Below are 20707 nucleotides of genomic sequence, written 5' to 3' on the forward strand. Positions count from 1 at the left end.
GCCCCGGGAGCTCAGCCCCCGGCGGGCAGGGGCGTCAGCGCGTCCGCGACGGAGAGCACCGGCCCGGCGGGCAGCAGGCCGACCACGGCCTGCGGGGCGGGCGGGAACGCCGTCCCGAGGCCGAGTGCCTCGGCGGTCGCGGGGTCGGGCACCGCGGAGGCGGTCCCGGACCCGGACACGACGGTGGGGCTGCCCGGCGCGTCCGGGCGGCCCGCCGGCACCGCCCGCACGGTCACGCCGCCGCCGGGCACCGCGACCGCGTCCACCCGCTCGCCCGAGCCGTCGGCCTGGGCCAGGGTCGTCGGCGGCGTGGCGGTGGCCGGGGGCTCGGCGCCGACGGTGAGCACCGCGGGCCCGCCGCCGTCGGCGCTCGCGCACGTGGTCGGCGCCTCCGCCATCGGCACGGCGCGCGGGACGGGATCGGGGTAGGCGCTCACGGCGATGCCGCGGGCGGTCCCGAGCGGGCGCAGCTGGCCCGGCGACACGATCGGCACCGGCGCGCCGGCGCGGGCGGGATCCGGGTCGGCGAGGCGCACCAGCCGGGCGACGACCTCGGGCACCTCCTGCACCCCCTCGCGCTGCACCACGTACCAGCGGTCGGGCGTGCCCGGCCCGACCAGCCGCACGACCCCGCCGACCGGTTCGCCGACGAGCGGGCCGGTCGGCGGCACCTCGCCCCGCCCCGCGATCACCGGCGCGACGACGGGGGCGCCCTCGGGCAGCGTGTTGAGCAGGCTCGTGCTCACCGGTCGGGGCAGCTGGCCGGTGAGGCCGAAGGCGACCACGACGGCGGGGTCGCGCAGGTCCAGACGCGACCGGACGCCGTCGTGCACCAGCCAGGTGCCGAGGAAGCGGTCGCGGAGCAGGAGCCCGCGACCGGGCTCGAGGGGACGTGCGGGCACCTGGGCCCCGGCGAGCACCGTCGTCCACACCCGCGGCCGCTCCCAGGGGCGGGCGGCGCCGGGCTGGGGGCTGCCGGTGTCGCACACCGACCAGACCGGCGGCACGGGCGCCCCGGCGGGCGGGAGCGGCGGCGCGTCGACGATGCCCACCCCGCGCTCGCGGGGCGCCGTCGCCAGCTCGGCGTCGCCGACCTCGACCGGGGTGGGGTCACCCGCCGGGCCGCCCGCGGCGGCGAGCCCGGCCAGCACCAGGCGCGCCGAGGCGAGGTTGGGCACCGGGACCAGGCGGTCGGGCTCGTGCACCACGACGTAGAGCGCGCCGGAGCCCGCGGCGACGACGACCCCGGCGGTGCGCCAGTCCGCGGGGCGGTCGAGCAGGCCCCAGACCGCGGCGACGCCGAGCGCGAGCGCGCCGATCAGCACCCCGGCGATCGTCGCCCGGCCCTGGGCGCGCAGCCGGTCCGCGCCGGGCACCGCCTGCCGGCCGACGAGGGCCGACTGCAGGCGGCGCAACCCGAAGCGGTACGCGTGGACCTGGTCGGAGGTCGGGGTCGGTGGCGTCGGCGGGGGCATCTCGCCGCGGATCGTGGCACGTCGCGCGGCGGTCGGGGGCGTGTTCGGATCAGGTGGGCACAGGGGTGCGCGCGGGGCGCGGGGAGATCCGCAGGCTGATCGTCGCGTGCACGACCTCGCGGCCGTGCGCGTCGGTGAGCGCGACGTCGGCGTCGACGTCCTCGCGCTCGTCGCCGAACGCGGGGGCGGCGGGGAACGTCGCCACGGCCACCAGGTCGGTCTCGGCCTTCGCCAGGTACTGCACGGTCATGCCGCGGGGGATCCACCGGTGGGTGTCCGGCACGGTCGCCTCGGCGAGCACGCCCATGGCGTACTCCGCGAGGTTGCACGACGCGATCGCGTGCACGGTGCCGAGGTGGTTGTGCACCAGCCACCAGTTGCGCAGCGACACCTCGGCCCGCCCCGGCTCGAGGCGGCGGATGACCGGCGTCGCCGTGAGGAAGTAGGGCGCGCGCAGCCAGACGGCCGCGCTGACCAGCAGGCGGCCCGGCCACGAGCCGGAGAAGCGGTGCCACGTGCCCAGCACGCTCGGAGTGCTCACGGGCGGAGAGGTTACCCGCCGGTAGCAAGAGGTCGGGATCGTGCGGGTCTCAACGATCATGGACGCACCGTCGACGTGACAGGATTGACGAACGACCGTTCGGGGCACCCTGCCGTCCGCGCGACCTGCGCTCCCGCTCGGAGGCCCTGAGATGACCGCACACCACGACCGGCCGATGACGACCGTTCCGGCGGAGGCCCGTGGGCTCCCCGAGCGGCTCGCCGCGGTCCTGGGCGATCTCGCCTTCCCCGCCCGGCGCTGGCAGGTCCTCACCGCCGGTGAGATGTACGGGATCGACACCGTGACCCGCGGCCTGCTCGAACGCCTGCCCGAGCGGCACTACCAGTCGCTGGGCGAGGTCGTGGGCGTCCTCGCCGCGGTGCTGTCCGGGCGTCCGGTCGCGTCGGTCGGCCAGGCGGGTCCGCCGCGCACGGCCCGCGTGGCGCCGCGGCGCGGCCCCGGTGCGCCGGTCCCGCCCCGGACCGCCCGCGTGCACCCCGGGGCCCGGCGTCCGGTGCCTCGCACCCCCGTCGCCTGACGCGCCGGCTCAGTCGCCGCCGCCGAGCCCGACCAGGCCGGCCGCGAACGCGAGCAGCCCCGCCTGCGTCCGGTTGTCGCAGTCGAGCCGCTCCATCAGCCGTGAGACGTACCCCTTGACCGTCGCCTCGGAGAGGTGCAGCCGGGCGCCGATGGCCGCGTTCGACAGCCCCTTCCCGAGGGCGGTGAGGACCTCGGTCTCGCGTTCGGGGAGGTCGCGGACCCGCGCGCGGGCCTCGTCGCGGGCGCGGTCCGCGCGGTGCGACGAGGCGGCGATCCGCTGCGCCGCCTCGGGCGAGAGCACGGTGTGCCCGGCGGCGGCCACCGCGACGAGCCGGCGCAGGTCGTCGGGCGGGCTCGACTTGAGCAGGAAGCCCCGCGCGCCGAGCGCGAGCGCCCGCAGCACGTAGGCGTCGACGTCGAAGGTCGTGAGGACGACGACCGCCGGGGACTCGTCCAGCGCGCCGAGGTGCTCCAGGGCGGTGAGCCCGTCGACGCCCGGCATGCGGATGTCGAGCAGGACGACGTCGGGCCGGTGGCGCACCACCTGCTCCACCGCCTCCGCGCCGTCGTGGGCCTCGCCGACGACCGTGATCCCGTCCGCGTCGAGGATCGTGCGCAGGTGCGTGCACACCATCGGTTCGTCGTCGACGACGAGCAGACGGATCGTCACGCGGGCGCTCCCCGTTCTCCGGTGGGGACGTACGATGGCAGCGAGACGGTGACACGGAAGCCGCCCTCCTCGCCCGGGCCGGCCTCGAACGTGCCGCCGACGAGCCGGACCCGGCGCGCCAGGCCGTCGAGCCCGACCCCGCCGCCGGTGGTGTCCGGCGCGGCGCGGTCCCCCGCCCCGTTGGTGATCGTCGCGGCCACGTGCCCGTCCTCGTGGCGGACCGCGACCCGCACCGGGGCGCCGGGAGCGTGCTTGCGGGCGTTGGTCAGCGCCTCCTGGACCACCCGGTGCAGGGTCCGCCGCACGGTCGGGCCGGGACCGCGGGGGTCGCCCGTGACGTCGAGGTCGACGTCGACACCGACCCGCCGGGACTCCTCCACGAGCGTGTCGATCACGTCGGTGCCGACCTCCGCCTCTCCCACGGAGCCGACGGAGCCCGCGGTGCGCCCGGCCCGCAGGACGCCGACGAGGTCGCGCAGCTCGCGCAGCGCCTGGACCCCGGCCGTCCGGACCTCCTCGGCGGCCGCGCGGACGGCCCGGTCCGCGCTGCTGACCTCCAGGGCCCCGGCCTGCAGGACCATGAGGTTCACGCGGTGGGTGACGACGTCGTGCATCTCGCCCGCGAGGCGGGTGCGCTCGTCGGCGCGAGCCGCCTCGGCGAGCAGCTCCTGTTCGCGCTCGGCCCGCTCGGCGCGTTCGACGGCCCCGGCGATCGCCTCCCGGCGGGTGCCCACGTAGAGCCCGGCCAGGGTGACGAGCGAGGCGACGAAGAGCAGGAACGCGTGGTCGTTGGGGCGGAAGGCCACCCAGCCCCGCTGCCCGACGAACGACAGGCCGACCACCAGCGGGGCGAGGAGCCACAACGTCCAGCGCCGGCGGGCGTACGCGCCCGCGGCGTAGAGCGCGGCGTAGGAGCACCAGTTGCCGGGCAGGGCGACCGAGATCAGCGCGACGACGACGGTGACGGTCACCGGGGCCCGCCGCCGGAACACCAGGGCGACGCTCGACACGGCGATGCAGGCGACGGCGGCTTCGCGCCCGATGCCGAGCAGCGTGCCCGTGATCGAGCCCGGGAAGGCCGTGACCACGACGACCATCGCGGCGCCGACGAGCAGCGCGAGCGCGACGTCGAACGCCCACTCCCGGCGGGTCATGACCGGCACCGTAGCCGTGATCACCCGCCCGTCACCGGCGCAGCGGGGCGAGCTGCCACCACGTGACGCACCGCCAGACCCACTCGGCCGGCCCGTAGCGGAAGCGGTCGAGCCACCAGCGGCTGGCCACGGCCTGGACCGCCAGGATGCCGACGGTCAGGCCCGCGATCGCGGCGCCGTCGTCGAGGGAGTCGATGCCGAGGAGGGCCCCGAGCGCCAGGAAGAGGACGGTCGCGGCGAGGTAGTTGGTGAGCGCCATCCGGCCCATCGGGGCGAGGACCCGCCCGATCGCCGCGCCCACCGGGGTGCGCAGGGCGAGCAGGACCGCGGCGGCGTAGGCGACGGCGGTCGTCAGGGCGGCCAGCGGCGGCAGGAGGCTCTGGAACCCCCCGAGCCCGCCACCGACCACGCTCACCCGCGGCGGGACCCAGCCGAGCGCGATCGCGACCGCCCACGCGAGGGCGAGCGTTCCGGTGACCGCGAGGACCGCGGCGACCCGCTCCGGGCAGCGACCCATCGCGGCGGGCAGGCCGAGCCGGGCCAGCGCGAAACCGAGTGCCAGCAACGCGACCGTGAGGCCGTAGCCCATCTGGATCTGTGGGGCGATGAGGAGGAGCACCAGCGCGACGGCCAGGCACGCCCGGGGCGGCAGGAAGCTCAGCGGGAGCAGCAGCACGAGCCCGGTCAGCGCGTACGGGACCAGCGCCTCGCCCGGCTGCAGGACCTGGTGCGCGAGCCCGATGACGAGCAGGACGCCCAGCCGGCGCGCCAGCACGACCCGGGGCCGGGCGGTCCGCGCGGCCGCCCGGTCTCCGAACAGGCCGAACCCGATCCCGAAGAGCAGGGCGAACAGCGACAGGAAGCGTTCGTAGAAGACCAGCTCGACCGGGAGCGGGAGCATGCGGGCTCCGCGGTCGGACAGCGGTACGAGCTGCTGGATGATGTTGACGGCCAGGATGCCGCAGAGCGCGAAGCCCCGGAGGACGTCGAGCTCGCCGATCCGGCGGCCCGGGGTCGAGAGGTCGGCCGTGCCCGCGTCCCGCGCCGCGGCGTGTCGCGTCATGGTGATCGACGCTAGGCAGCGCGCGGACCCGCGCGGCAGCGCCGGACGTCGGGGCCGCGCACGACGAAAGTCGGTCCGTCGGCGCTAGGTCTCCGCGGTGACGACCTGCTCCTCGAGGTCGAAGGCGTCGTCGCCGACCCAGACGCGCAGGCCGTCGCCGTCGTCGGTGATCGCGCCCTCCTCCTCCTCGGAGAGCTCGCGGGCGGCGCCGAGGGAGCGCTCGTCGTAGGCGACGCGGCCGTCGCCGAGATCGCGCGGGCGGTACTCCGAGGCCAGCACGGCCGTGCGGCTTCGCGTGGCGAGGAACCCCGCGTTGTCTTCTCCGACCTCGGCGACCCACCGCTGCTTGCGCACCCGTGACGGTGTACTCGACCGGGCGCGGCGGCACAACGGAAACCGGTGGACCTCGACCCGGGTGGACGTCCTACCGTCCGGGACGCCCGGATGCCGAGGAGGTCGATCGCGATGCGCGCCCTGCGCCCGCTGCGCCGGTCCGCCTACCGGCGCCTGGCGGTCGCGCTGGCGCTGTCGGTGCTGGCGGAGGGCCTGTTGACGCTCGCCGTCGTGTGGCAGGTGATCGAGCTCGGGGGCGGGCCCGCCGAGCTCTCGCTGGTCTCCGGCGCGCTCGCCCTGGGGTTGATCGTCACCGCGCTGCTGGGCGGGGTGCTCGCCGACCGTGTGCCCCAGAAGCGCATCCTCGCGGGCGTCCAGATCGCCCTGGCGTCGTCGATCGGCGTCGTCGCGGCCCTCGCGGCGGCCGGGGCGCTCGCCGTCGCCGTGCTGGTGGTCGTGGCCGCGGTGATCGGCCTGTCGATGGGCCTGTTCTTCCCCGCGTACTCGGCGCTCGTGCCCGCCCTCGTCGATCCCGACGACCTGCTCGCGGCGAACGGGCTCGAGGGCGTCGTGCGCCCCGTGCTCCTGCAGGGCGCGGGTCCCGCGCTCGCCGGCGTCCTGGTCGCCGCCTTCTCGCCGGCCGCGGCGCTCGCGGCGACCGCGGTGGCGTGCCTGGGCTCGCTGGTCGCGGTGCTCGCGCTGCCCGCGCACCCGCTGCGCCGTGACCTCTCCGCCGAGGACCGCGGGCACCCCGTCGCGGCGGTGCTCCGCGACCTCGTCGAGGGCTTCCGCTACATGGTGACGACGCGGTGGCTGCTCGTGACGCTGGTCTTCGCGTCGCTGATGATCCTGCTGGTGCTCGGGCCGCTCGAGGTGCTCGTGCCGTTCGCGATCATCGAGCGGGCCGGGGGCGGACCGGGCGGGCACTCGTTGGTGCTCCTGGCCTACGGGGCCGGCGGGGCGATCGCCTCGGTCGTCGTTTCCTCGCTGCGCCTGCCCCGGCGCTACCTCACGGTCATGATCGTGCTGTGGACCGCGGCGTGCGTGCCGATGGTCGTGTTCGGTCTCGCGACGTCCCTGTGGCCGATGATCGTCGCGGGATTCGTGGTCGGCGGGCTGTTCAGCGCCCCGCAGGTCCTCTGGGGCACGCTGCTGCAGCGCCGCGTCCCGCCCGCGCTGCTCGGGCGGGTCACGAGCCTCGACTTCTTCGTCTCGCTGGCGTTCATGCCCGTGTCGATGGCCCTGGCCGGGCCGGTCAGCGAGGGGGTCGGGCTGACGCCGGTGTTCCTGGTCGCGGGTCTGGTGCCGATCGTCTTCGGTGCCCTCGCCCTCGTCCTGGGGCGCCTGGGTCCCGACGAGATCGCGCACCCGCTCGACGTGGCGACGCCCGACGACGCGGCCGCCGGCGAGCCGCGCGCGGCCTGACCCGGCGGGGCGTGGACGCGTTACTGGCTGGTATCGCTCGCTGTGCGAGCGATACCAGCCAGTAGGCATGACTCAGGTCGCGGGCTGGGTCAGGTCGTAGACCGTGGTCCCGCCGACCGTCGTCGCCGTGTAGTGCGCGGCGACCCACGCGGTGATCTGGGTGCCGACGCCGTCGCCGCCTCCGGGACCGCCCTGCCCGCTGCCCTGGCCGCTCGCGACGAACCAGTGGATGTCGCCGGCGGCGACGGACGCCTGGAACTGCGCGAGGCTCGGCGCGGCGTCGGACCCGGAGAACCCGCCGATCGCCATCACCGCGGTGCCGCTCGCGAGCTCGAGGCTCGACGCGCTCTGGGCCGAGACGGTGGCCGCCGACCAGCGCGTCGCCGACGATGTGAGCAGCGCCGTGAGCTCGGTCGACGTCGTGGCCTCGCCGGGGCCGCCGCCCTGCCCGCCGCCCCGGGCGCCGTCGCCGCCGGGCGGTGCCTGACCGGCCGGGGGCTGCCCGCCACCCGGCCCGCCCTGGCCGCCACCGGGGCCGCCCGTCTCCTGGCCCGTCGAGGGCCCGGCGCTGACGATCGAGCCCTGGTGGGCGGTCGACGCGGTCTGCAGGGCGTAGGCGGTCGAGCCGCCCGCGCCGGCGAGCAGCGCGCCGAGCAGCACCACCGGCAGCGCCCACCGCCCGGTGCCGCGGACGGCGCGCCGCCGCAGCGACGCGGGCACGACGAGCGCGATCGTGACGACGAGGCCGGCGATCGCGACGACCCAGCGCAGCCAGGGCAGGAACTCCGGGGTCCGGCGCAGGAGCACGACGCTCCAGCCGGCGGTCACGGCGACCATGAGCGCGAGGGTCAGGTCGGCGGTCAGGGCACCCCGCCGGCGCCACACCTCGCGGCCGCCGACGACCAGCGTGCCGACGAGCCCGGGCGCCAGGGCGACGGCGTAGTACGCGTGGATCGTGCCGCTCATGAAGCTGAACACCAGCCCGGTCACGAGCAGCCACCCGCCCCAGAGCACGAGCCCGGCGCGGGCCCGGTCGGTGCGCGGGGCGCGGCGCGTCAGCCACAGCCCGGCGACGAGCGCGACGAGCGCCGCGGGCAGCAGCCAGCTGATCTGGCCGCCGAAGGAGGTGTTGAACATCCGCGTGATGCCGGTGCTGCCGCCGAAGCCGGTGTTCCCGCCGCCGGCGCCGCCCCCCGGACCGCCCCCGCCGCCGTTGCCCTCGCCGCCGAGGATGCGGCCGAGGCCGTTGTAGCCGAGGACGAGGTCGAGCAGCGTGTTGTCCGTCGAGCCGCCGATGTAGGGACGGGAGTCGGCCGGCCACAGGTCGACGAGCAGGACGTACCAGGCCACCGACGCGACGAGCGCTCCCGCGCCGGCCGCGAGTGCGGCGAGCCGGCGACGCAGCGGCGCGGCCGAGGCGAGCAGGAGCACCGCCGCGAGGGCGGGCAGGACGAGGAACGCCTGCATCATCTTCGTCAGGAAGCCGAGGCCGATCAGCGCGCCCGCCGCGGCGGCCCACCAGAGCGCGGCGCGGGTGGCGCCCGCGTCCACGGCACGCACGATCGCGAACGCGGCGGCGACGAGCGTCAGCACGAGCAGCGCGTCCGGATTGTTGAACCGGAACATCAGCACCGCGACCGGCGTCAGGGCCAGCGCCGCGCCGGCGAGGAGCCCGGCCCCCGGGCCCGCCCAGCGGCGGACGGTCGCGTGGAGCAGGCCGACCGCGCCGACGCCCATGAGCGCCTGGGGCGCGAGCATCGACCACGAGCTGAACCCGAAGATCCGTCCGGACAGCGCCATCACCCACAGCGCGGCCGGCGGCTTGTCGACCGTGATGAAGTTCGACGCGTCCATCGACCCGAACAGCCACGCCTTCAGGGACTGCGTCCCGGCCTGCACGGCCGCGGCGTAGTAGGTGTTGGCGTAGCCCGAGGCGCCGAGCCCCCACAGGTAGAGCACCGCGGTCGCGACGAGCAGCGCGATCAGGGCCGGGCGGACCCAGCGCGGGTCGGCGGCACGGCCGCGCCAGAACGTCGCCACGCGGCCCGGAGCGGCGTGGCGACCGGCGCCGGGTGCCGCGGCGGGGCGTGGCGCCGGCGCGCGCAGGGGCACCCGCAGCTCCGTGGTGTGGGCGTCTCGGACTGTCATGGTCACGAGGATCGGGACGGTGGATGTCGGCGCCGTGGGTCGAGGTTGTGCGTCGGCTGTGAACGCCGGCGGCGCCCTCACGCCGACCCGACGCGGAGGGGCCACGGGTCGCGGACGAGACCATCCGGGTGATCGCCGGGTGACGACTGTGGGGCGGTGAGGTCACGGATGGGTGTTCCACACTGAGATGCCCTGCACTGGGAGGTGACGGGGCGGCGGGATCCGGGAACGCTGGCGGGGTGACCGGTCCCTTCGCGCGCTCCCGGCGTGTGCGGTTCGTCGTCCGCACCGCGGTGGGCGCGTTGTCGGTGGCCGTCCTCGCCGCCTCGGCGCTCGGGTGGTTCCAACTGCAGGCTCTGGATCGATCCACGCCCGCGGCCGCCGTCATCGACGGGCCGTCACCCACCCCCTCGGGCGAGCAGAACATCCTGCTGGTCGGTCTCGACAACCGCACCGACGCGCAGGGGAACCCGCTGCCCGACGACGTCCTCGCGGCGCTCAACGCGGGCGCGAGCGATTCCGGCGGCGGCACCGCCGACTCGCTGACGGTCGTCCACATCCCGGCCGGGGGCGGCCGGGCGACGGCCATCTCGATCCCGCGCGACTCCTACGTCGACCTCGGGCAGGGCCTCGGGCGACACAAGATCAATTCGGCGTGGTCCCGGGCCGCGGCCCAGGCGACCGACGCGATGACCGGCTCCGGGCCCACCGGCACGACGAGCCTCTTCGCCGCCGAGGCCGCCGGACCGCCGTCGCCGCACGACCCCGCGGTCGTGCGCGCCGCCGCGGCCGCCGGCGCCCGCGCCACCATCGGCGCCGTCCAGCAGCTCACCGGGCTCCCGATCTCCCACTTCGCCGCGGTCAACCTCGCGGGGTTCGCCGACGTCAGCACGGCGATCGGCGGCGTGCCCGTCTGCCTGCGGGCGCCGACCCAGGACTCGTACACCGGGCTCTCCCTGCCGGCCGGTCCGCAGGAGGTCTCCGGCGCGCAGGCACTGGCGTTCGTCCGCCAGCGCCACGGCCTGCCCAACGGCGACCTCGACCGCATCGCCCGCCAGCAGGTGTTCCTCGCCGGCGCGACCGAGCGGCTGCTCTCGGCGGGCACGCTCACCGACCCCTTCGCCGTCGCGCGCATCACCGACAGCGTCTCGCGCTCGGTGACCCTCGACGCCGGCTGGGACGTCCTCGGGTTCGCCCGGCAGATGCAGGGCCTGTCCGCGGGTGCGGTCACGTTCCGCACCATCCCGACCGGCAGCACCGAGCTCAGCACGTCCTCGGACGGCACCGCGGTCGAGGTCGACCCGCGCAGCGTGCGCACGTTCGTCGCGACGGCGATCGCCGCCGACGCCGGCAACCCCGCGGCGGCCGCCGCGCTCATGCCGCCCCCGGCCGTCGGGTCCTCCGACGCCTCGGTCAGCGCGAGCCAGGACCGTCTCGCCGCGGCCTCCGACGACGCCGAGAGCTCGGACGACGGGTCGGGGAGCTCCGGCGACGACGAGTCCGGCGGCGGGAGCTCCTCGAGCGAGGACGGCTCCTCGACCTCCTCGGCCTCCTCCGCGGCCGGTACCAAGGCCGTCGTCTCGTCGACACCGCCGATCACCGCCGCCGCGCCCGGCTGCGTCAACTGACCCGCCTCAGACACGGGGCGTCGCGGACGGTGCCTCCGTCGGCAACACGAACGGCGCTCTCGCTGCTTCGGTAGCAGCGAGAGCGCCGTTCATGTTCTCCCGGGCGTGGCGTCCGGAGGAGACGCTCGCCCGGATGGCCCGCCCGGGGTGCGGTGCCCGGGCGGGAGCCCGGGTCAGCTCGAGCGTTCCGAGCCCAGGGTCACCGGGACCTGACGCGGCTGGCCGCCGGGCGAGGTGACCGTCAGGGTCACCGGGGCGCCGGGCTGCTGCGAGCGGATCGCGGCGACGAGGCTGTCGGCGTCCTGGATGGTCCGGTCGCCTACCTTGGTGACGACGTCGCCCTGGTTCAGCCCGGCGGCCGCGGCGGGCCCGCCCGGGGTGATCTGGCCGAGGGTCGCGCCACCCTGGCCGTCGGCCACGCTCACACCGAGCACGGCGCGGGTGGCGAAGCCCTGGGTGACCAGCTCGTTGCCGATGCGGGCGGCCTGGTCGATCGGGATCGCGAAGCCCAGCCCGATCGAGCCGGACTGCGACTGCTCGCCGCCGGAGGACTGGCCGCCCAGGGACGCGATCGCCGAGGTGATGCCCACGACGCGGCCCTGCATGTCGACCAGCGCGCCGCCGGAGTTGCCGGGGTTGATCGCGGCGTCGGTCTGGATCGCGTCGAGCACCGTCGCCTGGCCGCTCTGGGCGCCGCCGCTGGCGACCGGGCGCTGCAGAGCGCTGACGATGCCGGTGGTCACGGTGCCCGACAGGCCGAGCGGCGACCCGACGGCCACGACGTCCTGGCCCACCTGGAGCTGCGAGGAGTTCCCGATCGTCGCCGGGGTGAGCCCGGAGACGCCCTGGGCGCGGACGACCGCGAGGTCGGCGCTCGTGTCGGTGCCGACCACCTGGACCGGCGCGCGGTTGCCGTTCTGGAACACCGCGGTGAGGCCCTGGGCCTGGCCGCCGGGCACCGGAGCGCCGCCCTGGCCGCCCTCGCCCTGGCCGCCCTCGCCCCCGAGACCACCGAGTCCGCCGAGCGGCGACTGCTGCTGCTGGGCCTGGCCGGCCTCGAGCACGTGGGCGTTGGTGAGGATCAGGCCGTCGGCAGAGATGATCACGCCGGAGCCTTCGCCGGACGGGCCTTCGAGCTGCACGACGCTGGGCAGGACGGTGTTGGCGACCTGCTCGACCGAGCCGGCGGGTGCCGCCGCGGCGGGTGCCTCGCCCGAGCCGGAGGGCGCCGACGAGAGCACCGAGGTGTTGCCGCCACCGCCGGAGGACGCGGCCTCGTAGCCCACGGCACCGCCGACGCCGCCGGCGACGAGCACCGCGGCGAGCGCGCCGGCCACGAGGGCGACCGGCCGCCGGCGGCGCGGGCCGGACGGCGGGGGTGGGGTGGGGCCCGGGCCGGGCGAGGTCGGAGGCCCGGTCGGCGGGCCGCCGGGGACGTCGGTCCGGGCCCACGGGGTGCCGGCGGGGGGTGTGGTGCCGGCCGTGCCGCCGTGGCGGCCGAGGCCCGAGCCGTAGGGGGCTGTCGGGTAGCCGCCGGGCCACTCCCCACCGGGACCGTGGGGCAGCGTCCCGGCGCCGGATCCGCTCGCGGAACGCGACGGGTCGGAGGGGGAGGAGGGGCTGGTGTCGCTCACGCCTCCCAGGGTCGGCCCGCCGACTGTGCCGACACTGCGCTGTACCTACGCGCTTCCTGAGAGGTGGCTGCGAACCGGGACCGAACCGGACGAACCGTTCAGGCAGGCGACCGACCGGTCGGGCTCCGTCCTGCTCCGTCTCCCACGACCCGGTACCAGTGCCCGGTCTCCCCCGGGCAGCTGCTCGAGGCGCACGCGGTCGCGGGTGCGGCGCGGGAACATCCGCGTCCCGTCACCGAGCAGCACCGGCACGACGAACACGACGATCTCGTCGAGCAGCCCCGCGTCCAGGCACTGCGTGGCCACGTCCGCACCGAGGATGTTGACGTCGCGATCGCCGGCCAGGAGCTTCGCCCGGTCGACCGCCGTCGCGAGGTCGGTCGCGAACTCGACGCCGGGCACCGGGGTGGCCGGCGGCCGGTGGGTGAGGACGACCGCCGGCCCGTCGTACTGCCCGCCGAAGGCGCCCTCGGCCTCGGTGCCCGCGTTCGGGTCGTCGCCGTCGTGGGTCACGCGCCCGACGAGCAGGGCGCCCGTGCGGGCGAGCAGGCGGTCGGCCGCGGGGTCCTCCCCGCCGACGAACTCGGTCAGCCAGGACATGTCACCTCCCGGTCCGGCCATGAAGCCGTCGAGAGACACGGCCGCCGAGAAGATGAGCTTCGCCATCGGGGGACTCCTCAGCGGGCGACGTGCTGGTCCAGGACGGCCCCGACGAAGCGCTCCCACGTCGGGGCCGGCGGCAGCTGGTGGCCCATGTCCTCGATCTCCAGCAGGCGGGCGCCGGGGATGGCCGCGGCGAGCGCGCGGCCGTGCTCGAGCGGGAACAGCGGGTCGGCCGTGCCGTGGACGACGAGCACGGGGACACCGGCCAGCGCACGCAGGTCGGTGCTGGCCGGAGGCTCGAACTCGGCGAGGAAGAGGTTCCCCGCGGCGGCGAGGTCCCGGCTGCGCGCCACGACCCGCGCGGCGATCGTCCGCATCCGCGCCTCGTCGAACGCACCCGGTCCCGCGAAGGGGCGCTCGGCCTCGACGAGGGCGGTGACCGCGGCCTGCGGGTCGGCCGGGTCGGGGGCCGGTGCGTCGCCGGCGAAGGCGGCCGTCACCGCCGGGGCCGGGCCGGGCAGGTCACCGGCGGCGGGGTCGACGGGGGAGGTCGCGATCAGGGTCAGGGCGGCCACCCGCTCGGGGTGCTCCAGGGCGAGGCACTGGGCGACGCCGCCACCCATGGAGAGTCCCGCCACGTGCGCCCGCTCGATGTCGAGGGCGTCGAGCACCGCCAGCGCGTCGCGCCGCAGGTCGCCGCCGGTGTAGCCCGGAGCGCCCGGCGGCCAGGTGGTCGACGCGCCGGTGTCGCGCTGGTCGTACCGGATCACGCGCAGCCCCCGGGCGACGAGGAGCGCGCAGAGCTCGTCGTCCCACCAGTCCATCGACCAGCCGCCGCCGGCGAGGAGCAGCAGCGCCGGGGCGTCCGGCTCGCCGAGCGACTCCACGCAGAGGTGCACACCCGCCTCGACCTCGATGTCCATCGTCGCGCCCTTCGACCGGTTGCACGGTACAACCGGTACTGAAACGGACGCCGGCAGTGGTTGTCAAGTGCAACCGGTAGCGCGCGCACAGCTGGCACACAGGTCGCGTCCAGCACCGGGACAGCCCCGGGGACGACGGTGCTCGATCATGGCGTCCCCGCTCCTCGCCGCCCTGCGCACCCCGCTGCGGCCGTCCGCCCCGCGCGTCCCCGCCGTGGCGGACACACCGACCCGCCGTCTCGCGGGCCGGGGCGACCCGCGCTGGGCGCGCTGGGGCCTGCCGGCGCTGCTCGCCGCCACCGCGGTGCTCTACCTGTGGGGTCTCGGGGCGTCGGGCTGGGCCAACGCCTACTACTCGGCGGCCGCGCAGGCGGGGGCGACGAGCTGGTCGGCGTGGTTCTTCGGTGCGTCCGACTCCCCCGGCCTGATCATGGTCGACAAGCCGCCCGCCTCGCTGTGGGTCATGGGTCTGTCGGCCCGGCTCTTCGGCGTGAACAGCTGGGCGATCCTCGTGCCGCAGGCGCTCATGGGCGTCGCCGCGGTCGGTCTGCTGCACGCGACCGTGCGCCGCTGGGCCGGGCCCGCGGCCGGGCTGCTCGCCGGTCTCGTGCTGGCGCTGACGCCGGTGGCCACGCTGATGTTCCGGTTCGACAACCCGGACGCGCTGCTCGTGCTCCTGCTGGTCGCGGGGGCGTGGGCGCTGGCCCGCGCCGTCGACGCGGAGACCCCGCGCGGGGCGTGGCGCCGGCTCGCGCTCTGCGCCGTGCTCGTCGGCACCGGCTTCCTCACCAAGTCGCTGCAGGCGTTCCTCGTGCTGCCGGCGTTCGCCGCGGTCTGGCTCGTCGCCGGGCCGGGACGGGTGCGCGCCCGGCTGCTCGCGCTCCTGCCCACCGCCCTCGTGCTCCTGGTGGCCTCCGGCTGGTGGGTCGCCGTCGTGGAGCTCTGGCCCGCGTCGTCGCGCCCGTACGTCGGCGGCTCGCAGACGAACTCCGCGGTGGAGCTCCTGCTCGGCTACAACGGGTTCGGGCGCCTCACCGGCGACGAGACCGGTAGCGTCGGGCCCGGAGGCGTCGGTGGTGGCGGTGGCGGCCGCTCGAGCGGCTCGGTGCTGCAGCTGTTCTCCTCCGAGATGGCGAGCCAGATCTCCTGGCTGCTGCCCGCGGCCCTGCTGCTGCTCGTCGCCCTGCTCGCCCTGACGTGGCGGGCCCCCCGCACCGACCGCACCCGGGCCGGGGCGCTGCTGTGGGGCGGCGTCCTGCTCGTCACGGCCGCGGTGTTCACGCTCTCGCAGGGGATCATCCACAGCTACTACACAGTGGCGCTGGCCCCCGCGATCGCGGCGCTGGTCGGGATCGGGACGGTGACGCTCGCCCGCCGGCGGGACCGTCTCGCGTTCGTCGTCGCGGCGCTCGTCGTCGCGGTGACCGCGGTCTGGTCCTGGTCGCTGCTGCGGGAGACGCCGACCTTCGTCCCGTGGCTGCGCGCGGTCGTGCTCGCCGGAGGTCTGGTCGTCGCGGGCGGGCTGCTCGTCCTGGCGCTGCGTCCGGCGTGGGGCCGGGCGGGCGCGGGGCGGGTCGTCGCGGGCGGTCTGCTGGCGGCCGCGGTGGTGCTCGGCGTCGCCGGACCGGCCGCCTCGTCGGTGGTCACCGCGGCGACGACGCACGAGGGCGCGCTGCCCTCGGCGGGGCCCGAGAGCGGGCGGGGGCCCGGCGGTGGTCCCGGACGTGGGTTCCCCGGGCCCGGTGGTGGGCCCGCCGGCCCGGGTCGCGGCGCGGGCGGCCCGGGCCCCGACGGGTCCGCGTCGCCCGGTGCCGCACGGAACGGCCTCGGAGGAGGATTCCGCGGCGGCGGGATGATGACCCTGCTCCGGGCGAGCACGCCGTCGGCCGAGCTCACGACGCTCCTACGGGACGGCGCCGCCGGCCACACGTGGGTGGCGGCGGCCGTCGGCTCCAACGCCGCCGCGGGCTACCAGCTCGCGTCCGGGGCGCCGGTGATGGCGCTCGGCGGCTTCAACGGCACGGACCCGGCGCCGACGCTCGCGCAGTTCCAGGCCTTTGTCGCGTCCGGGGCGGTGCACTACTTCGTCGGTGACGAGAGCTCGGCGTCGATCTCCACCACGGACAGCGGCGGCAGCGACGACGCGGCACGCATCGCGGCCTGGGTGGCGTCGCACTACCGCGCCACGACGGTCGGCGGCACGGCCGTCTACGACCTGACCGCCCCGGCGGTGGTGTGACGTGCACAGGCACAGGACGGCCACAGGTTCGGCACACGAACGGTCCACGATCGACTCCGACGCTGCGATCATGACCGCAGCGACCCCGCTCCGCGCCACCCCGTCCGCAGGCCACTCCGCCGTCCGGGAACCCATCGAGGCGACCGGAGGCGCCGTGCTCGACGTGGTCGTGCCCGTCTTCGACGAGGAGCGCGACCTCGGTCCGTGCGTGCGGCGGCTGCACCGACACCTGACCGACGAGTTCCCCTACCGGTTCCGCATCACCGTCGCCGACAACGCCAGCACCGACGCGACCCTGGCCGTCGCCGAGGAGCTCGCCGGCGAGTACGACGAGGTCGCGGTGTTCCACCTCGACGAGAAGGGCCGTGGCCGGGCGCTGCGGGCGGTGTGGTCGGCGTCGGACGCCCCGGTGCTGGCCTACATGGACGTCGACCTCTCGACCGACCTCAACGCCCTGCTGCCGCTGGTGGCGCCGCTGATCTCCGGGCACTCCGACCTGGCGATCGGGTCCCGGCTCTCGCCGGCGTCGCGGGTGGTGCGCGGGGTGAAGCGCGAGGTGATCTCCCGCTGCTACAACGTGCTGCTGCGCGGCACCCTGCGGGCGCGGTTCTCCGATGCCCAGTGCGGGTTCAAGGCCATCCGCGCCGATGTGGCCCGCCGGTTGCTGCCGCTGGTCGAGGACACCGGCTGGTTCTTCGACACCGAGCTGCTGGTGCTCGCCGAGCGCTCCGGGCTGCGCATCCACGAGGTGCCCGTCGACTGGGTCGACGACCCGGACTCGCGCGTGGACGTCGTGTCGACCGCGATCGCCGACCTCAAGGGCGTCGCCCGCGTCGGGCGCGCGCTCGCCACCGGCGCGCTGCCGGTGGCGCGGCTGCGCGAGGAGTTCGGTCGCGAGCCCTTCGCGGAGCTCTCTCCCGACGAGATGGCCGGCGTGACGCCCGGCCTGACCGGGCAGATGGTGCGCTTCGCCGCGATCGGGATCGTGTCCACCCTCGCGTTCCTGCTGCTGTACACCCTGTTCCGCGGCGTGCTCGGCCCGCAGCCGTCGAACCTGCTCGCGCTGGTGATCACCGCGATCGCCAACACCGCGGCCAACCGGCGCCTGACCTTCGGCATCCGCGGGCGCCGCCACGCCGGACGCTCGCAGGTCGAGGGCCTACTGGTGTTCGGCCTGGGGCTCGTGCTGACGTCGGGCTCGCTGGCCGTGCTCGGCGTCCTCGCGCCGGCCGCGTCGCACGTCGTCGAGCTCGCGGTCCTCGTCGTGGCGAACCTCGTCGCGACCCTCCTGCGCTTCGTCGCCTACCGCGCCTGGGTCTTCCACCCCCGCCGCCAGCGCGCGTGACAGCCGGGGTTGTCAGCGAAGTGCCGTCACAGGCACTCAGCGTCCGTATCCGTACTTCGATCATGAACCCGGAGAACCGATGAGCACCGCGACCGACCCCGACGTGGTCGCCGAGCCCGGCACCGAGACGACCGCGGTCCCGAGCGCACCGTGGGTGCGGCGGGTGTGGCGCGGGCGCGCCGACGACCCGCGCTGGGTGCGCCCGGCGCTGCTCGGCCTGCTCACCGTCACCGCGGTGACCTACCTGTGGGACCTCGGCGCCACGGGCTACGCGAACACGTTCTACGCGGCCGCGGTCCAGGCCGGGACGCAGTCGTGGAAGGCGTGGCTGTTCGGTGCCCTCGACGCCCCCGGGCTGATCACCGTCGACAAGCCGCCGGCCTCGCTGTGGGTGATGGCGCTGTCCGGGCGGATCTTCGGGTTCGGCCCGTGGTCGATGCTCGCGCCGCAGGCCCTCATGGGCGTCGCGTCGGTCGGCCTCGTCTACCTCACCGTGCGGCGCTGGGTCGGCCCGCGCACCGCGCTGGCCGCCGGGACGCTGCTCGCGGCGACGCCCGTCGCGGTGCTGATGTTCCGGTTCGACAATCCCGACGCGATGCTCGTGCTGACCATGGTCGCCGCGCTGTACACGACGACCCGGGCGATCGACGCCGCCGGGCGCCGCCCCGGCACGTGGTGGATCGTCGCCACCGGCGCGCTCGTGGGCCTGGGCTTCCTCACCAAGCAGCTGCAGGTCATGCTCGTCGTCCCCGCGCTCGCCCTCGGGGTCCTCGTCGTCGCCCCCTCCCGGCTGCGGCGCCGGATCGGCGATCTCGTCGCCGGCACCGCCGCGATCGTCGTGTCGGCCGGCTGGTTCGTCGCGCTCGTCGAGATCTGGCCGGCCTCGTCGCGCCCCTACATCGGCGGGTCGACGACCAACTCCCTGCTCGAGCTCGCCCTCGGCTACAACGGCCTCGGCCGCATCTTCGGCAACGAGCGCGGCGGGGGTGCTCCGGATGGGGGACCCGGCGGCGGTGCACCCCCCGCGGGCGCACCCGGCGCCGCGGGCGGTCCCGGCGTGATGGGCGGTCCCGGTGGTCCCGGCGGGGGCTTCGGCGGGCAGGCCGGGCTCGAGCGGCTGGTCACCGCGGAGTTCTCCGGCCAGGCGTCCTGGTTGCTGCCCGCCGCGATCGTGCTGCTCGTCGCCGCGCTCTGGGCCCTGCGCCGGGCCCCGCGCACCGACCGCACCCGGGGACTGCTGGTCCTCGGCGGCGCCTGGATGCTCGTGCACGCCCTGGTCTTCAGCTACATGAGCGGGATCATCCACCCGTACTACACCGTGGCCCTGGCCCCCGGGATCGCCGTCACCACGGCGGTCGGCGCGTCGGTGCTCTGGCGGCGCCGGACCGAGCTCTGGTCACGGATCGTGTTCGCGGTCGTCGTCGCCGGCACCGCGGCGTGGAGCGCGGTGATCCTCACCCAGCACGACTGGCTGCTGTGGGCGCGCTGGGTGCTGCTCGTCGTCGGCGTGCTCGGCACCCTCGCCGTGCTCGTCCCGCCGGCCCGCTGGGGCCGCGTGGCGACGGTCGGGGTGCTGGCCGCGCTGGTCGCGGTGCTGGGTGGTTCGACGGCGTTCGCCGCCGACACGGCGGTGACCCCGCACCGGGGCTCGATCGTCAGTGCCGGCCCGAACGGCGGCACGGGCCCGGGCGGGCCCGGCGGCCGGACCCGTGACGGTGCCGCGCGGGACGCCGACCGCGGCGGCGCGGTGCGTGGCGCTGCGGGCGGCATGGGAGCTACGGGCGGCCCCGAGGGCGAGACCCCGTCGCCGCAGCTCGTCGCCCTCCTGCGGAGCGCGGGCACCCGCTGGGCGGCCGCGACCGACGGTGCCATGAACCAGGCGAACCTCCAGCTCGACAGCGGGGTGCCGGTGATGGCGATGGGCGGCTTCATGGGCAGCGACCCGGCGCCGACGCTCGCCGAGTTCCAGGCGTACGTCGCGTCCGGGCAGGTGCGGTACTACATCGAGGGCGGTGGCCCTGGTGGCCCTGGTGGCCCTGGTGGCCCTGGTGGCCCTGGTGGCACGGCCGGAGACGCCGGACAGCCCGGCGCGCAGGCCGGTGGTCAGACCGGCGGACGGGGCGGCCGGTTCTCCCGCGGTACGGCCGGGGAGATCCGGACGTGGGTCACCCAGCACTTCACGCCGATCGACGTCGGAGGGCGCACCGTCTACGACCTGAGCGCCCCGACGTCCTGACCCGGACCACCGGCACGGCCGGTGCCCGCGAGGGCCGTGCGGACTCTCCCCCCGAGTTCGCGCGGCCCTCGCCCTGCTCGTCAGGCGGTGCGGTAGGCCGAGGTGAGGTGGGCGAAGACGACGACGTTGTCCACGTAGCTGCCGGCGCCGCCGTCGAACTCCCCGCCGCAGGTGATCATGCGGAGCTCCCCGTCCGGCGTCGGCGCGTACACGGCCTCGGTGGGGAACGCGGACTTCGCGACCTGCTCGACGCGGTCGACGGTGAAGACCGCGGTGGTGTCGTCGTCACGGTGGACCTCGACGGCGTCGCCCGCCTTCATCCGCCCGATGTGGATGAACGCCCCCTGCTCGCCGCGGTAGTTGACGTGTGCCGCGAGCACGGCCGGGCCCACCTCGCCGGGGCTGACGCCGCCGTCGTACCACCCGACTGTCTCGGCGTTCCGGGGCACCTCGAGGGCGTTGTCGGGCCCCAGTCCCAGGTCGGTGGTCTCCCGGGTGGAGAGCCCGATCGTCGGGGCGTCGACCCCGGTGATGTCCGCGGCGGGCAGCGGCACGGGGACGGGCACCCGCGTGCCGGGCGGGACCGGCGGACCGGCCGCCGCGGCGGGATCGGCCGGGCCGCTGCCCTGCCCGACGAACGCCACGAGCACGCCCACCGCGAGCACGGCGAGCACGAGGGCGGCGATCCGGCCGTTCACCCGGTCGAGCATGCCCCCACGCAGCGGTGACGGCGTGGGTCGGACCACCGGC

17 protein-coding genes are annotated in these 20707 nt (G+C 76.2%); 6 read left to right on the forward strand and 11 right to left on the reverse strand.

Annotated features, from left to right (window positions below):
• Positions 1-11: 11 nt before the first annotated feature.
• Positions 12-1475 carry a type VII secretion protein EccB gene (gene eccB, locus ACR9E3_RS05865; protein WP_460379129.1) on the reverse strand — a complete coding sequence of 488 codons (1464 nt, stop codon included), beginning with the start codon at positions 1473-1475 and terminating at the stop codon, positions 12-14.
• A gap of 49 nt (positions 1476-1524) precedes the next feature.
• Positions 1525-2016 (reverse strand): hotdog fold domain-containing protein, encoded by a 492-nt coding sequence (locus tag ACR9E3_RS05870; RefSeq protein ID WP_460379130.1) that lies wholly within the window; start codon positions 2014-2016, stop codon positions 1525-1527.
• A 175-nt stretch (positions 2017-2191) separates the two neighbouring features.
• Here ACR9E3_RS05870 and ACR9E3_RS05875 point away from each other — a divergent pair, with 175 nt between their 5' ends.
• On the forward strand, positions 2192-2554 hold the full coding sequence (locus ACR9E3_RS05875; RefSeq protein ID WP_460379131.1) for a DUF2795 domain-containing protein: 363 nt from the start codon (positions 2192-2194) through the stop codon (positions 2552-2554).
• A 9-nt stretch (positions 2555-2563) separates the two neighbouring features.
• Here ACR9E3_RS05875 and ACR9E3_RS05880 read toward each other — a convergent pair whose 3' ends face one another.
• The 4 genes from ACR9E3_RS05880 to ACR9E3_RS05895 form a co-directional block, all read right to left on the reverse strand.
• On the reverse strand, positions 2564-3226 hold the full coding sequence (locus ACR9E3_RS05880) for a response regulator (protein ID WP_460379132.1): 663 nt from the start codon (positions 3224-3226) through the stop codon (positions 2564-2566).
• The gene (locus ACR9E3_RS05885; protein WP_460379133.1) at positions 3223-4380 is read right to left on the reverse strand and encodes a sensor histidine kinase; all 1158 of its coding nucleotides are present in this window, start codon (positions 4378-4380) and stop codon (positions 3223-3225) included. The genes ACR9E3_RS05880 and ACR9E3_RS05885 overlap by 4 nt, the downstream gene beginning before the upstream one ends.
• Before the next feature lie 31 nt (positions 4381-4411).
• Positions 4412-5443, reverse strand: coding sequence for a DUF418 domain-containing protein (locus ACR9E3_RS05890; protein WP_460379134.1), 1032 nt, complete (start codon positions 5441-5443; stop codon positions 4412-4414).
• An 84-nt stretch (positions 5444-5527) separates the two neighbouring features.
• Entirely contained in the window at positions 5528-5797 is a 270-nt protein-coding gene (locus ACR9E3_RS05895) for a hypothetical protein (RefSeq protein WP_460379135.1), read from the reverse strand.
• A 111-nt stretch (positions 5798-5908) separates the two neighbouring features.
• Between ACR9E3_RS05895 and ACR9E3_RS05900 the strand changes: the two genes are divergently transcribed.
• Complete coding sequence (locus ACR9E3_RS05900; RefSeq protein WP_460379136.1) at positions 5909-7201, forward strand: MFS transporter; 1293 nt, start codon at positions 5909-5911, stop codon at positions 7199-7201.
• A 72-nt stretch (positions 7202-7273) separates the two neighbouring features.
• On the opposite strand, the gene ACR9E3_RS05905 is transcribed toward ACR9E3_RS05900, so the two are convergent.
• Positions 7274-9349, reverse strand: a complete 2076-nt coding sequence (locus ACR9E3_RS05905) for an ArnT family glycosyltransferase (protein WP_460379137.1) — start codon at positions 9347-9349, stop codon at positions 7274-7276.
• Between the two features lie 239 nt (positions 9350-9588).
• Here ACR9E3_RS05905 and ACR9E3_RS05910 point away from each other — a divergent pair, with 239 nt between their 5' ends.
• Positions 9589-10977 (forward strand): LCP family protein, encoded by a 1389-nt coding sequence (locus tag ACR9E3_RS05910; RefSeq protein ID WP_460379138.1) that lies wholly within the window; start codon positions 9589-9591, stop codon positions 10975-10977.
• A gap of 173 nt (positions 10978-11150) precedes the next feature.
• On the opposite strand, the gene ACR9E3_RS05915 is transcribed toward ACR9E3_RS05910, so the two are convergent.
• The 3 genes from ACR9E3_RS05915 to ACR9E3_RS05925 are packed head-to-tail and all read right to left on the reverse strand — an operon-like array spanning position 11151 to position 14137.
• Positions 11151-12611, reverse strand: coding sequence for a S1C family serine protease (locus tag ACR9E3_RS05915; RefSeq protein ID WP_460379139.1), 1461 nt, complete (start codon positions 12609-12611; stop codon positions 11151-11153).
• 45 nt (positions 12612-12656) lie between these two features.
• Positions 12657-13277 (reverse strand): dihydrofolate reductase family protein, encoded by a 621-nt coding sequence (locus ACR9E3_RS05920; protein ID WP_460379140.1) that lies wholly within the window; start codon positions 13275-13277, stop codon positions 12657-12659.
• Between the two features lie 11 nt (positions 13278-13288).
• On the reverse strand, positions 13289-14137 hold the full coding sequence (locus ACR9E3_RS05925; RefSeq protein WP_460379141.1) for an alpha/beta fold hydrolase: 849 nt from the start codon (positions 14135-14137) through the stop codon (positions 13289-13291).
• Positions 14138-14285: 148 nt separating this feature from the next.
• Between ACR9E3_RS05925 and ACR9E3_RS05930 the strand changes: the two genes are divergently transcribed.
• From ACR9E3_RS05930 to ACR9E3_RS05940, 3 genes are all read left to right on the forward strand, one after another.
• Entirely contained in the window at positions 14286-16376 is a 2091-nt protein-coding gene (locus ACR9E3_RS05930) for an ArnT family glycosyltransferase (RefSeq protein ID WP_460379142.1), read from the forward strand.
• 70 nt (positions 16377-16446) lie between these two features.
• A complete protein-coding gene (locus ACR9E3_RS05935; RefSeq protein ID WP_460379143.1) occupies positions 16447-17721 on the forward strand; it encodes a bifunctional glycosyltransferase family 2/GtrA family protein in 1275 nt (424 codons plus the stop codon).
• A gap of 79 nt (positions 17722-17800) precedes the next feature.
• Entirely contained in the window at positions 17801-19957 is a 2157-nt protein-coding gene (locus tag ACR9E3_RS05940; protein WP_460379144.1) for a glycosyltransferase family 39 protein, read from the forward strand.
• 80 nt (positions 19958-20037) lie between these two features.
• Here the strand turns inward: ACR9E3_RS05940 and ACR9E3_RS05945 are convergent, their stop codons facing one another.
• Positions 20038-20667: a class F sortase gene (locus tag ACR9E3_RS05945; RefSeq protein ID WP_460379145.1), complete on the reverse strand. Its 630-nt coding sequence runs from the start codon at positions 20665-20667 to the stop codon at positions 20038-20040.
• Positions 20668-20707: the final 40 nt, after the last annotated feature.

The sequence above is a fragment of the Actinomycetospora sp. C-140 genome, assembly GCF_054796175.1.

Excerpts from the sequence above, each read along its gene's own strand:
- eccB (WP_460379129.1), bottom strand. The coding sequence starts at position 1,475 with ATGCCCCCGCCGACGCCACCGACCCCGACCTCCGACCAGGTCCACGCG.
- ACR9E3_RS05900 (WP_460379136.1), top strand. The coding sequence starts at position 5,909 with ATGCGCGCCCTGCGCCCGCTGCGCCGGTCCGCCTACCGGCGCCTGGCG.
- ACR9E3_RS05935 (WP_460379143.1), top strand. The coding sequence starts at position 16,447 with ATGACCGCAGCGACCCCGCTCCGCGCCACCCCGTCCGCAGGCCACTCC.
- ACR9E3_RS05905 (WP_460379137.1), bottom strand. The coding sequence starts at position 9,349 with ATGACAGTCCGAGACGCCCACACCACGGAGCTGCGGGTGCCCCTGCGC.
- ACR9E3_RS05940 (WP_460379144.1), top strand. The coding sequence starts at position 17,801 with ATGAGCACCGCGACCGACCCCGACGTGGTCGCCGAGCCCGGCACCGAG.
- ACR9E3_RS05945 (WP_460379145.1), bottom strand. The coding sequence starts at position 20,667 with ATGCTCGACCGGGTGAACGGCCGGATCGCCGCCCTCGTGCTCGCCGTG.
- ACR9E3_RS05920 (WP_460379140.1), bottom strand. The coding sequence starts at position 13,277 with ATGGCGAAGCTCATCTTCTCGGCGGCCGTGTCTCTCGACGGCTTCATG.
- ACR9E3_RS05890 (WP_460379134.1), bottom strand. The coding sequence starts at position 5,443 with ATGACGCGACACGCCGCGGCGCGGGACGCGGGCACGGCCGACCTCTCG.
- ACR9E3_RS05925 (WP_460379141.1), bottom strand. The coding sequence starts at position 14,137 with ATGGACATCGAGGTCGAGGCGGGTGTGCACCTCTGCGTGGAGTCGCTC.
- ACR9E3_RS05930 (WP_460379142.1), top strand. The coding sequence starts at position 14,286 with ATGGCGTCCCCGCTCCTCGCCGCCCTGCGCACCCCGCTGCGGCCGTCC.
- ACR9E3_RS05875 (WP_460379131.1), top strand. The coding sequence starts at position 2,192 with ATGACGACCGTTCCGGCGGAGGCCCGTGGGCTCCCCGAGCGGCTCGCC.
- ACR9E3_RS05885 (WP_460379133.1), bottom strand. The coding sequence starts at position 4,380 with ATGACCCGCCGGGAGTGGGCGTTCGACGTCGCGCTCGCGCTGCTCGTC.